Origin of the sequence: Pseudoalteromonas xiamenensis (assembly GCF_030994125.1) — a bacterium.
GTDB lineage: Bacteria > Pseudomonadota > Gammaproteobacteria > Enterobacterales > Alteromonadaceae > Pseudoalteromonas > Pseudoalteromonas xiamenensis_B.
In genome coordinates this window covers 536,771-549,365 of sequence record NZ_CP099917.1, presented here as the reverse complement: position 1 = coordinate 549,365, position 12,595 = coordinate 536,771, and the positions used below count along the sequence as shown (strand labels likewise).

9 protein-coding genes are annotated in these 12,595 nt (G+C 42.3%); 5 read left to right on the top strand and 4 right to left on the bottom strand.

Going from position 1 to position 12,595, the window contains the following annotated elements; translation table 11 throughout:
• Position 1: 1 nt before the first annotated feature.
• Both NI389_RS02445 and NI389_RS02440 read left to right on the top strand, forming a co-directional pair.
• The gene (locus NI389_RS02445; protein WP_308361425.1) at positions 2-241 is read left to right on the top strand and encodes a YdcH family protein; all 240 of its coding nucleotides are present in this window, start codon (positions 2-4) and stop codon (positions 239-241) included.
• A gap of 102 nt (positions 242-343) precedes the next feature.
• Positions 344-1,942 carry a putative bifunctional diguanylate cyclase/phosphodiesterase gene (locus NI389_RS02440; RefSeq protein ID WP_308361424.1) on the top strand — a complete coding sequence of 533 codons (1,599 nt, stop codon included), beginning with the start codon at positions 344-346 and terminating at the stop codon, positions 1,940-1,942.
• A 116-nt stretch (positions 1,943-2,058) separates the two neighbouring features.
• Here the strand turns inward: NI389_RS02440 and NI389_RS02435 are convergent, their stop codons facing one another.
• Positions 2,059-3,876, bottom strand: a complete 1,818-nt coding sequence (locus NI389_RS02435) for a M2 family metallopeptidase (RefSeq protein ID WP_308361423.1) — start codon at positions 3,874-3,876, stop codon at positions 2,059-2,061.
• Between the two features lie 170 nt (positions 3,877-4,046).
• Here NI389_RS02435 and NI389_RS02430 point away from each other — a divergent pair, with 170 nt between their 5' ends.
• Complete coding sequence (locus NI389_RS02430; RefSeq protein WP_308361422.1) at positions 4,047-6,314, top strand: acyl-CoA dehydrogenase; 2,268 nt, start codon at positions 4,047-4,049, stop codon at positions 6,312-6,314.
• A 68-nt stretch (positions 6,315-6,382) separates the two neighbouring features.
• Here NI389_RS02430 and NI389_RS02425 read toward each other — a convergent pair whose 3' ends face one another.
• The 3 genes from NI389_RS02425 to NI389_RS02415 all read right to left on the bottom strand — a co-directional run bounded on the left by NI389_RS02425 (position 6,383) and on the right by NI389_RS02415 (position 10,369).
• On the bottom strand, positions 6,383-6,820 hold the full coding sequence (locus tag NI389_RS02425) for a hypothetical protein (RefSeq protein ID WP_308361421.1): 438 nt from the start codon (positions 6,818-6,820) through the stop codon (positions 6,383-6,385).
• Between the two features lie 124 nt (positions 6,821-6,944).
• Entirely contained in the window at positions 6,945-7,913 is a 969-nt protein-coding gene (cysK, locus tag NI389_RS02420) for a cysteine synthase A (RefSeq protein ID WP_208843489.1), read from the bottom strand.
• A 137-nt stretch (positions 7,914-8,050) separates the two neighbouring features.
• On the bottom strand, positions 8,051-10,369 hold the full coding sequence (locus NI389_RS02415; RefSeq protein ID WP_308361420.1) for a carbohydrate binding family 9 domain-containing protein: 2,319 nt from the start codon (positions 10,367-10,369) through the stop codon (positions 8,051-8,053).
• A 208-nt stretch (positions 10,370-10,577) separates the two neighbouring features.
• Here NI389_RS02415 and NI389_RS02410 point away from each other — a divergent pair, with 208 nt between their 5' ends.
• Both NI389_RS02410 and uvrY read left to right on the top strand, forming a co-directional pair.
• Positions 10,578-11,732 (top strand): dicarboxylate/amino acid:cation symporter, encoded by a 1,155-nt coding sequence (locus NI389_RS02410; protein ID WP_308361419.1) that lies wholly within the window; start codon positions 10,578-10,580, stop codon positions 11,730-11,732.
• Positions 11,733-11,944: 212 nt separating this feature from the next.
• Complete coding sequence (gene uvrY, locus NI389_RS02405) at positions 11,945-12,595, top strand: UvrY/SirA/GacA family response regulator transcription factor (RefSeq protein ID WP_308361418.1); 651 nt, start codon at positions 11,945-11,947, stop codon at positions 12,593-12,595.

Here is a 12,595-nt window from a genome sequence, read left to right as displayed (position 1 = left end):
TATGACGATTGAACGCCACAGCCTTGCAAAAGAATTACCTGAATTTAAAGATAAGATCCACGAGTTGAAAATGAACGATAAACATTTCGCACGTTTGTTTGATGACTATCATGATCTTGACCACGCCGTAATCCGAATTGAAGATGGCGTTGAGAGTAGCTCTGATGAATATCTAGAGTCACTGAAAAAACAAAGACTTCAGTTGAAAGATCAGCTCTACTCAATCTTACGTAACGCGTAAACTCCAACCAGCCTGCATAACTCCCGTTAGATTGTGTGGGCTTTTTCGCTGCTTTAGTTTTTCTCGCCTATACTCTTTAAAACACTTCATCAGGGTACATTCGTGACTGTCATAGCAGTATTGATTGTCATCGCCGGATTGTTTATTTTACTGTCCACGTTAAAAGCGGCTCACAAAATTTGCTTTCTCAGTCGAGAATTGGGCTGGAAAATTCTTTATGGGTTGATTATCGGCTTTAGCGTGAGCTACAGCGTATTCGTTGCTTACTTAATGTCAGCTCTCTCAATCAACTGGGTCGATCTTGGTGTGTCGGGCATTCTGTTTTTTGGCAGTGTGTTTGTATTATTAGTTATTCAGCTCAGTCTTAGGTCGTTGAAACGGGAAAAAGAGCGAACGGAATATGAAAAGAAATTAGCTGAACAAGACAGTTTAACTGGGTTGCCGAATAGGGCGAGTTGCCTATGTCAAATTAGTGAATGGCTGGGCAAGCACACCCCCTTTGCACTTTTGCTGATTGATTTAAATAATTTCAAGGAAATCAACGACGCATTAGGTCATTCGGTTGGTGATAAGCTTCTAAAGGAACTTGCTACTAGACTGTCTCAAGCCTTATTGCCTAACAACGTACTTTATCGCATTGGTGGCGATGAGTTTGTGCTGTTGTGTAGTGCTCATGATACAACCACTATCTATTCTCAGAACAACACGTTTGTGAGCACACTTCATCATCCTTTTCACATTGAAGGCTATGAGTTGAATGTTAATTACAGTGCAGGTGCTAGCCAGTATAACGGGGCGAAATCCAGTAGCTTAGATTTGTTAAAAGAAGCAGATATTGCCATGTATCACGCTAAACACACGCGGCAAAGTCTGGTTATTTTTAGTGAGGAACTGGGAGGAGAAGCTAAAAAGGAATTAATGACTCTACAGATGTTGCAACATGCTTTGGCTAAGGATGAATTGTTGATTCATTACCAACCTGTTTATGATTTTGTTTCAGGTGACATTGTTGCTGTTGAGGCATTGCTGCGTTGGCCCCAGAAAGATGGTACGTTACTCGCGGCAGAGCAGTTTATTAAAATGGCTCTCCGTGCAGGCATTCTTAGGCAAATAACGCCTTGGGTGCTTAATCGGGTGCACTTAGATTTGCCCGCTCTACTGGAAGTTAAACCAAATATCAAAGTACACATCAATTTAAGTGCTTTCGACCTTCAATCAAATAAGATTGTGCATCATCTTGCGGAGCATCAGTCAGCCGAAGGCACGTTTTCGAGGCACATCGTCTTAGAAATCGCAGACAGTTTGCTCATTTTGCATCCCGAGAGTGAAGAGTTAGTTAGAACGCTGAATGAATTAGGATACGAAGTAAATATTGACGATTTCGCAACAGGCAATGGTGGACTTAGGCATCTCATCAGTAAAGGATTAGCCGGTATTAAGATGGATCCTGTCGTTTTTTCGCATTTGTCGGATGACGATAAGAACACGTTGCTCGAGCTTTGTGCTTCCATAGCGAAACGACTTAATGTGAAACTCGTCGCTAAGGGTATTGAACGTGAAGAGCAAATAGAAAAACTGAAGAAAATCGGCATATCACAAATGCAGGGTTTTCATATTTGTGAACCCATGTCACTCAACAATTGCGTGAATTGGCTCAGTTCCCAATCTGTTGTGAGCCAGGCACTTCGAACAACCAAATAGACACCCGTAAAAAGGCGCTTCTAAGAAGCGCCTTATAGATTCCATACAAGTAAAACGTTATTCGTCTGCTAATATTTAGTCAAACACATACGATTTACGGGTAAATTATTCAAGTATTACCAGCCACATTGACGGTCTTTGTTTTGCTCGTCCAAGTAAGCTTTTAATGGAGCAAAATAGTCAAGAACGGCGTTTGCATCCATTTCGTTTGAACCTGTTAATTTCGCTAATGCTTCTTGCCATGGGCGGCTTGAGCCCATTTCTAACATTTCATTTAGTCGCTTGCCGGCTTCTTCAGAACCATAGACAGAACAGCGGTGTATTGACTCTTTATTACCTGAAATGTCACACATTGCTTTGTGGAACTGGAACTGCAGAATGTGTGCTAAGAAGTAACGAGTATAAGGAACATTGCCTGGAACATGATACTTGGCACCTGGATCAAAGTCCGCCTCAGTTCGTGCGATTGGCGCAGTAATACCTTGGTATTTCTCACGCAGTGCCCACCAAGCTTGGTTATATTGTTCTGGCTTAATTTCACCTGAGAATACTTTCCATCGCCATTGGTCAACAAGAAGACCAAATGGGATGAATGCGATTTTATCAAGAGCCATGCGCATCAATAAGCCAATGTCTTTTGATTCGTCAGGAACTTTGTCCAATAAACCGATTTCTTTCAGATAACCAGGTGTGACAGATAGCGCAATGGTATCACCAATCGCTTCATGGAATCCGTCATTCGCACTGTCTTGATAAAAGATAGGTAGGTTGTTGTATGCGCGTTGATAGAAATTGTGTCCAAGTTCATGGTGAATAACAGCAAATTCTTCACCTGTGCGTTGAATACACATTTTTATACGTAAATCGTCTTTAAAGTCGATATTCCAAGCCGACGCATGACATTGCACATCTCGGTCTCTCGGTTTGGTAAATAATGATCGCTCCCAGAATGTTTCAGGAAGTGGTGCAAAACCCATCGAAGTAAAGAATTTCTCTGCACCCTTGACCATTTTTATTTCATCATAGTTATGGTCAGCCAGCAGTTCCGTTACGTCATAACCAGGGTCCGCGTTTTCTGGCGCAACTAAATCGTAAATATTGCCCCAAGTTTGAGCCCACATATTGCCCAGCAAATGAGCCGGGATAGGTTTATCCTGTGGTACTTTGTCTGTGCCATATTTTTCGCCCAATTTTGCACGAACATGACAGTGAAGCGAATCATAAAGCGGCTTAACTTGACCCCAAATGCGGTCTAACTCTTTCGCAAAATCATCAGCTGGCATATCGTACTTAGAACGCCACATAGCGCCAGTATCTGCATAGCCGAGTTCTTTAGCGCCTTCATTGGTTAGCACAACTTGCTCTTTGTAAAGGTCGCGCATTGGTTTAGACACTTCACGCCAACCTTGCCACATATCAAGTAGCTCGTTGTAGTCACGACTTGTCGCCATTTTGGCGGTCATATCACCAAGACTTAAACACTGGCCATCTTCTTTACAGTATTTACCTTTACCGTACATACCATCCAGTTCAGCGGCGAGCTCAGAAACTCGAGCCGTTTTTACAGGATCTTGTGGAGCAGGGAGTGTTAGCGCCAGCTTTAAAATATCCAGTTTACGTCGGTTGTCCGCATTGAGTTCTAAATTATCAAATTTTGCCGCTTCATTTGCCAAACTTACGACTGCCTCAGTGAATTTCTGATTAGCTTGAGCTGCTAAATTAGCGGTGTCATGCGTGATAAAGTTTGCGTAAATCCACTGTGCTTGGCCACTTTCTACGTTCAAGTTAAGTAATTCAGTTTCAACTTTAGTTAAAAATTGTTCTGCATCTTTTTCGGTAAGTGGGGCAGGGCTTGATACTTTTTCTTGTTGGCAACCTGTTAAGGCTAAGACACTTGCCACCATTAAAGCGCTTAGTGTGAGTTTCGTTTTCATCGTCACGTTCACTTGTTGTTATTGGAACAGTCATGATAGCAGGGCATGAAGTAGGGAACAATTGCCATGCGTTGGACCGCACATGGTAATGTCAATGTGGTTAAACTAGCGTATTGAATTTATGACATTTTAAACCATACTTTTAGCAGTCATTACTAAGGAATATACGTATGAGTTGGTTCATTTTTATCGTGGCAGTCATTGTGATAATGCTGCTGGTGAAGGACATTCGATATAGTCTGGTTTCAAAACCCGTTATGACGTTTTTTAAAAAAGCACTTCCACCTTTATCTCAAACAGAGCAAGAGGCTATGGAGGCAGGTGACGTTTGGTGGGATGCAGATTTGTTTTCAGGTCGTCCTAATTGGTCAAAACTGCATTCTTATCCAAAACCAACCTTGAGCGAGCGAGAAAAAGCGTTTATCGATAATGAGCTAGAAACGTTGCTTGGCATGCTTGATGAAGCGCAAATTGCGAAGAATATGGACTTGCCAAAAAATGTCTGGAAATTTATAAAAGAAAAAGGTTTCTTTTCATTCATTATTCCAGAAAATTACGGCGGTTTGCAATTTTCAGCTCAAGCAAATTCCTATATTGTCTCTAAAATTGCAAGCAAAAGCCTATCAGCCGCGGTTACCGTAATGGTACCTAATAGTTTGGGTCCAGCAGAACTGTTGCTACATTACGGGACTCACGAGCAACAAGAACAATGGTTACCTAAACTGGCAACGGGTGAAGCAATACCTTGTTTCGCGTTGACAGGTCCCGAAGCCGGTTCGGATGCTGGTGGTATTCCCGATTTTGGTATTGTCTGTAAACAATCAATTGATGGACAAGAGGTTTTGGGACTGTCGCTCACATGGGACAAACGGTACATTACGCTTGCACCAGTGGCGACAGTGTTGGGTCTTGCATTCAAAGTTAAAGACCCCGATAGGTTACTTGGAACCAACGTTGACTTGGGTATAACCTGTGCGCTGATTCCAACAGATCATCCGGGTGTAGAGATAGGTAAGCGGCATAACCCTCTTAATTTGGGATTTCTAAACGGGACTACATCTGGAAAAGATGTCTTTATTCCGCTCGATTGGGTCATTGGTGGCGACAAGGGTATCGGAAGAGGGTGGCGAATGCTTGTATCTTGTTTAAGTGCAGGTCGAGGCATATCATTACCTGCACTAAGCGCAGGAACGGCACACCTTTGTACACGCATGACCACGGCTTATGCTCAAGTACGGACGCAATTTAGTCAACCTATTGGTGCATTTGAAGGAATTCAATCGGCGTTGGCCCAAATGATTGCAGATACCTACACGATTGAAGCCGCTCGTAACTTTACGGCAATTGCAATCGACATGAAATATAGTCCTGCGGTAACGACCGCGATCGCGAAATACCACATGACCGAGATGGCCAGAAATTGTGTTAACCATGCTCTCGATATCCACGGTGGAAAGGGTATCCAAATGGGCCCGAGTAACTACCTCGCACGAAATTACATGGGGATCCCAATTTCAATAACGGTTGAGGGGGCTAACATTCTAACTCGTAACCTCATGATTTTTGGTCAAGGTGCAACACGTTGTCACCCTTATGTTTTGAAGGAAATGCAAATTGTTGCTATGGCCGATGAGGAGTTGGCACTCAAAGAATTTGACGCTGTGCTAATGGCACATGTTCAATTCACGGCGCTAAATGCTCTAAATGCGCTTGGAATGGCGCTTACGGGGTCTCGTTTAGTGCAAGTGAAGTTAAGTGGTCAAACAAGGCGTTACTATCAACATTTAACTCGGCTCAGTAAAGCGTTGGCGTTCGTCAGTGATATTGCCATGTTAACGCTTGGCGGAGAGTTAAAACGAAAGGAAATGCTTTCTGCGCGACTAGGGGATGCCCTTAGTCATCTTTATTTAGCGTCATGTATTTTAAAGAAATTTGCTGATGATGGGCATCAGCACGGCGATTTACCTTTGGTTCAGTACGGACTGGAAAAGCAACTGTTTTTGTGTGCCAAAGCACTGGAAGAATTTTGCGATAATTTTAATGTGAGTGTGGTAGGTCCAATGCTTAAAACTTGGATTTTCCCGTTCGGTAATAAATTCCGTCAGCCATCAGATAAGCTAGCGAAAGAAGTTTGCCATGCTCTTTCAACCCCAAATGTTGTCCGAGAACGCGTCGGATTTTTGTGCCATATCGATGAAAAAGGCGCCACCGGTATTATGGAAGAAACATTTTCAATGAAGCATGAGCTTCGAAGCACAATTAAAGAAGTAAATGCGTTAAGAAAACAACATACTGATTGGAAGAAACTGCCTTGGCATGAACTGTTAGATAAAGCTCGGCGTGGAGATTACATCGGCGAAGACGAATATCAAAAGTTATTGAGACTAGAGGAAATTCGTAAGCAAGCGATTGGTGTGGATGTGTTTTCGAAGCTGTAACTCATTAATCTAAGGAGTGGTATGGTTCTCAAAGGCTGTATATTGGAAACCATACCAACTAAATAAACTCAACGTGCGTAGGGGTCATAAATAATTTTGTCTACGTACCAAACGCCCTTTTTACGTAACATTTTGACACTGCGCATGTCATCAATTTTTTTACCTTGCCAGTAACCAGTAAAGATTAAATTGACCGTTGACTCATCACCGTACACTTCTCGGAGACTTTCGTTGGTCATGTCGACTTCAATGGTAACTTCGTCATATTGCAAATTAAGTAAATTTCGACTGAATTGAGAAGCGGTTCCGTAAGAACGCATTATCCTTGCCATTTTAGGCGTTGAGAATTCGATTGCTGCATTGAGATTATGTTTATTATATAAAGCATCGAAAAACAGCACCGCATTGTAACTCGGTGCATTTTTATCACCGCTTGCTGCATCGTCACCACCACCGCATCCTACGAATGCAAAAACAGCAATTAATGCTAAAAGAAAGTTTTTCATAGTACGTACTTCTATTTCCTTAACAGCTTTTAGTTTGTAACGATTGTAGCTAGATGTAAAGGCACAAACAAAAAAAGGGGCAATGCCCCTTTTTCTGATTTAATTATCTGTATTTTTGTACAACTTATTGCACTAGTTCTTGATCCGTAAATTCGTCAGCGAAAAGTGGGCTAGACAGATAACGCTCAGTCGCACTTGGTAAAATTACGACGATGTTTTTGTCTGCATTTTCAGGGCGTTCTGCAATACGTTTTGCTGCAACAACGGCTGCACCAGAAGAAATACCAACAAGAATACCTTCGTCTTTCATAAGTTGATGCGCCATTGCGATTGCATCTTCATTTGATACTTTCTCAGTTCCATCAATTAACTCTAAATCTAAGTTACCAGGAATAAAGCCAGCACCGATGCCTTGGATCTTATGTGGGCCTGGTTTAACTTCTTCACCAGCAAGTGTTTGGCTGATCACGGGTGAATCGACAGGTTCAACAGCGATAGATTTTACAGCTAAACCTTTTTCATTTTTTAGATAACGGCTAACACCAGTGATGGTACCACCTGTACCTACACCAGCCACAAAGAAGTCAACTTTACCGTCCATCGCGTCGAAGATCTCTGGACCGGTTGTTTCAAAGTGAATTTTAGGGTTAGCTGGGTTTTCAAATTGTTGCAACATAACAAATTTGCTTGGCTCAGCGTCCGCAATTTCACGCGCTTTTTCAATCGCGCCTTTCATGCCTTTAGCGCCTTCTGTTAACACTAAATTCGCGCCAAGTGCTTTTAGCAATTTACGACGCTCCAAGCTCATTGTGTTGGGCATCGTGAGTGTCAGCTTATAGCCTCTCGAAGCGGCTACAAAAGCGAGCGCAATACCGGTGTTACCAGACGTTGGCTCGATGATTTCTTTGCCTTCAGTGAGCAAACCTGATTTTTCAGCTTCCCAAATCATTGAAGCACCAATACGACATTTAACGCTAAAGCTTGGATTGCGAGATTCAACTTTCGCGTAAACGTTACCACCGGTGACGCGGTTTAGTTTTACAATAGGAGTGTTGCCAATAGTGAGGCTGTTATCTGCAAATATTTTAGACATCTTGGTCCCTTCATGCGTTAAAAACGTTGTTACGATGACACTTTAGCTTGGATATGAAAAAAAGAAGGAAGTAATGGCTATAAGTTATATCAAATAGGCTTATAGCCATTAGGCATAAAAAATCGACTAGTTATGCATTATAACAACCACGCATAACTAAATTTTGCAAACACTGAGCGCGTATCTTTAGTTATTTTTCCTAGGTCGTCATCTTCAAATCCACTGTCACCAAAGCCTGCAAAGAATACGGTTTGTGGGTTTAATTTATAACTATAGAGAAGTTGAGTTGTGAAGGCTTTGTAGGTTGCATCAACACTTTCAATATAGTTCGCCTGATTACGTTGAATGTCTGTATAGATTATAGCAAGTCGCAGATAGCTGTAGACGTCAAACTGATAGGTAAAGCGGACATCGCTGAGATTCGCCGTATACACTTCGTTTCCGTCGGCATTGAGTTTTTCATAGATGTGCTGAAGTTTAAATTCGAAATGCTGGCCAATATTCAGGTTAATGTTAGGACGCGCATAAAAATAATCACCGACCCGATTATTAGCAAGGTCAACTCGATTACCGGTACGCATGTTGATGCTCGCAAATACACCAGCGAGAGGCTTAAATTCTAAATATGTCCATAGCGTATTTTCCGAAAATAACTGGGTATTTCCATCGATGACTAAACTCGCTGCATTATTCCTAAGACCGGTACGATTACGCTGTTCAATACCCACGGAAATTTGGCTTTGCATAGGGCCTTCGACAACAAATTCCGTTTGAATTTCTTTCTCTAATAGTTCGCCGTCGTCATTATGCGTGATGTCCCAATCGGTATACCATCGCGCTCTGTTCCACCACGATTGTTCATCGCCATACCAGCGCATTTCACCACCGACAAGAAACTTGTTAAAGTCGATTTGGTCAACAAAACCTAAGTCGGCTCGGTAGCCTTTTTGACGTACATTATAGCTCGAGAACACACTCCAATATTTCGTAAAGTGGTCATAGGAAAGTAAATAGGCTGAACCGCTGATCGATTTATCGATTACTCGAAGCACGCTTTCGTTGTAATCACAGTCCTCAAAACGCACACAGGTATCTTGTGGTGGCGTACAGGTGTCTCCGTCACACAACTCATCGATAAAGTCATCGCTGTATTGAGTTTGAGAATGCATGAACTGAGCTTTGAACGTGTCATTTTCAGTTGGTTGAAATTTACTGTCGATACTCACTAACTTATTTTCATAATCATCACTTTGGCGCAGGGTAGATGTTGAACCTACAGATAGTTTTGAGTTGAAGTCATAGCGGTATCGCAGAGCTGCGTTGTCGCTTTTCTGCGATAAGCTTACCACACTAGACCCTAAGTTACCGGGTATAAGCACATTTAAATAACTGTCATTAGCGACAAACGCGGCGAAGGTATGTCCTTGTTTACTACCAGTGACTTTCATTCCGTAATCCGGTGTGGCAATGTTGCGAGTGTGAATGAGATTTTGGAAAGACGAAAAATAATCATTGTTTTCCAAGAAAAAGCTACGTTGCTCGGGATAAAACAAGCTAAAGCTATTATTAACGTTAAGCTGGCCACTGTCCGCTTCTACTTGGGAAAAGTCAGGATTTAAAGTCGCATTTAATGTAACGTCTGGCGTAATTGCCCACTTTAAATCGACACTTGGTTCATAAAATTCATCGCTTTCCCAAGGTTCTGCGATGCCATCATCGATATCCCTAGTTTCCGTTTTCCCTGCCACAAAACTCGGAATAACGGCGATATTGTTGCCTTGTTTTGCTTTTTCGAAACCGTCATACGCGGGCATTTGACAAATCCAGCAGGTGTTCGCGTGATCTAATGTCATACTGGATAAACGCAAACGCTCGTTTCTTGGATAGAAGCGAACAAACTCCATGGCCATCGTTTTTATGTCAGCATTGTCATCGAAGTTGAGCACGCGAAACGGGATCTCGATTTCGACGGTATACCCGTCAGCATGGATTACCCCAACGCTATCCCAAATTCCATTCCAAGCGCTGCTTTCCGTTTTACTTAACTCGTTTTCGATGGAGTCCATTTGTACTCCAAATGGGTTAACGAAAAATTGGTATGCGATGCGTCCGCTATTATAGGTATCGATTTTTAGACCAACGAGGTCGTCGTTCCACGCTTGGTCACGATCTCGATAGAAGGCTCGAATGTGCTCAGGCGATGGGTCTTTTGCTTCAAATCCAATAAATAGTGACTCACCATCCTCATATACGTAGGCGGTGGTGTCTACTGGACTTGCTAAATTATCATGGGGCCAAGATATGTTATTGATGGATATTTTTTTCGCGTTTTGCCAATGCGCTTCATCAAGCTTGCCATCAATCTTAGCTTTTGCATTTATGTATGGCATATTTTGATTCGCAAAAACGCCAGTCGGCAGAGACATCAATAGGGCGTAATAGAGAGATTTATACATTTTTTTAGTAACTTAGTTATTATGGCGATAGGTTAACGGTATTCACATAAATGCACAAATTAACCTCGTTAAATAAACAAATTTAGGCGATTAAATCTACAGTGCGAATGTGACGTTACAACCGTGTTAGAACGATAAAGCGCAAACACGAGCAATCGAACGTAAAACGTGATAAAAAGTCGGCTTCGTTCAACGTTTGAGAATTATAATGAATCTAGTTTTAAAACTGCTTGCCGGTATTTTTGGCGGCATTTTAGTGGGACTTTATTTACCGCTACCAGCTGTGGAACTGTTGATCACAGCAAAAGTACTTGTTGGTCAATTAATTAGTTTTACAATTCCGTTGATCATTCTGTTTTTCATCGCATCTGGTATCGCGGGGTTACCGCAGGGATCTGGCCATCTACTTGGTAAAACGGTTGGGTTTGCTTATGGATCCACCATTGTTGCGGGTACATTGGCTTTCTTACTCATTTCTGCCGTAATCCCAATGTTTGATGTATCAACCAGTTTTCATGCATCAGAAGCGTCGGAGCTAAAGGGTTATATTGACCTTGAAATTCCACCACTTATGGGTGTTATGACAGCGTTAGCGAGTGCCTTTATTTTTGGTATCGGGATCAGTTATCAAAACCTTACCAGCCTAAAATCAGTTGTTGATGAAGGCCGAGAGGTCATAGATGGATTGTTAGCAAAAGTGATTATTCCACTATTACCAGTTTATATTGCGGGTGTTTTCGCCGATATGACGGTAGCAGGAACGGTTGTGAGCACGTTGAGTACCTTTGGTATCGTGCTGGTCGCTGCGGTCGTTATGCATTGGTTATGGTTAACCTTCTTGTATGTAACCACCGGTCTAATGCTTAAACGCAGTCCACTAGAGTTAATTAAGAACATGATGCCTGCCTATGTGACCGCTCTTGGAACTATGTCTAGTGCGGCTACTATTCCTGTTTCGCTGCGTGCAAGTAAGTCCAATCAAGTGCAAGAAGAAGTCGCGAACTTCACAGTACCTCTGTGCGCTACAATTCATTTATCCGGTTCGACAATTACCATCGTTACGTGTGCGATGGCGGTTATGTTCCTCTCTCCAGACTTGGCCCAGCCAACGCTTGGCACTATGCTTCCATTTATTTTCATGCTCGGCGTTGTGATGATTGCGGCTCCAGGCGCACCAGGTGGTGCAGTAATGTCTGCGCTAGGTTTACTCAGCACGATGTTGGGGTTTGGCGAAAGTGCACTTGCACTGATGATTGCTCTGTATCTCGCTCAAGATAGTTTCGGAACAGCGTGTAATGTGACAGGTGACGGCGTTATCGCGCTGTGGGTTGATAAGTTCTCACGTCAAACGCAAACGGCTTGATAAGCAAAACGTTAATTTGAGTAAAAACTGTTAAAATTTTAAGCGCAGGGAGTTCAATTCTTGCGCTTTTTCTTTTTATTTATTAATGACATGGGTTCAATTAATAAATTTTACGGCGAAGGTGACCGTTAACAGTTATCGTTTTGAAATTTCTGTGATACTCTCCAACAAGAATAATTACAATTGCGACTACCTAGTAAGAGGGCTTCCCTTTGATTAATGTGCTCTTAGTTGACGACCACGAGTTGGTTAGAACAGGGATAAAAAGGATCCTAGACGATGTGCGTGGATTCAAAGTTGTAGGAGAAGCAAAAACGGGTGAAGAAGCCGTGCAATTTTGTCGTCAGCACAATCCTAATGTCGTGCTCATGGATATGAATATGCCGGGGATCGGTGGTTTAGAAGCAACAAAGAAAATTTGTCGTTATTGCCCTGATGTCAAAGTGATTGTGCTCACCGTTCATTGCGAAGACCCATTCCCAAGTAAAGTTATGCAAATTGGCGCGCACGGTTACCTAACCAAAGGTACGGGGCCAGATGAGATGATAAACGCCATTCGCGCGGTTAATTCAGGCCAACGTTATATTGCACCGGATATTGCACAGCAAATTGCACTTGCTCAGTTTAGTGGACGTAATGATGAGAATCCGTTTCAGAGTTTATCTGAGCGCGAACTACAAATTATGTTGATGATCACGAAAGGCGAGAAGGCTCAAGATATTGCAGACAGGCTAAACCTGAGTTCAAAAACAGTTAATAGCTATCGTTACAGAATGTTTGAAAAATTAAATGTCAGTGGTGATGTTGAACTTACGCACTTAGCAATTCGGCACAAAATGATCGATATCGACAGCTCTCACTAA

What these genes read in the sequence shown, in the direction of transcription:
- NI389_RS02445 (WP_308361425.1), top strand. Translation starts at nt 2, where the DNA reads ATGACGATTGAACGCCACAGCCTTGCAAAAGAATTACCTGAATTTAAA.
- NI389_RS02435 (WP_308361423.1), bottom strand. Translation starts at nt 3,876, where the DNA reads ATGAAAACGAAACTCACACTAAGCGCTTTAATGGTGGCAAGTGTCTTA.
- NI389_RS02430 (WP_308361422.1), top strand. Translation starts at nt 4,047, where the DNA reads ATGAGTTGGTTCATTTTTATCGTGGCAGTCATTGTGATAATGCTGCTG.
- NI389_RS02425 (WP_308361421.1), bottom strand. Translation starts at nt 6,820, where the DNA reads ATGAAAAACTTTCTTTTAGCATTAATTGCTGTTTTTGCATTCGTAGGA.
- cysK (WP_208843489.1), bottom strand. Translation starts at nt 7,913, where the DNA reads ATGTCTAAAATATTTGCAGATAACAGCCTCACTATTGGCAACACTCCT.
- NI389_RS02415 (WP_308361420.1), bottom strand. Translation starts at nt 10,369, where the DNA reads ATGTATAAATCTCTCTATTACGCCCTATTGATGTCTCTGCCGACTGGC.
- NI389_RS02410 (WP_308361419.1), top strand. Translation starts at nt 10,578, where the DNA reads ATGAATCTAGTTTTAAAACTGCTTGCCGGTATTTTTGGCGGCATTTTA.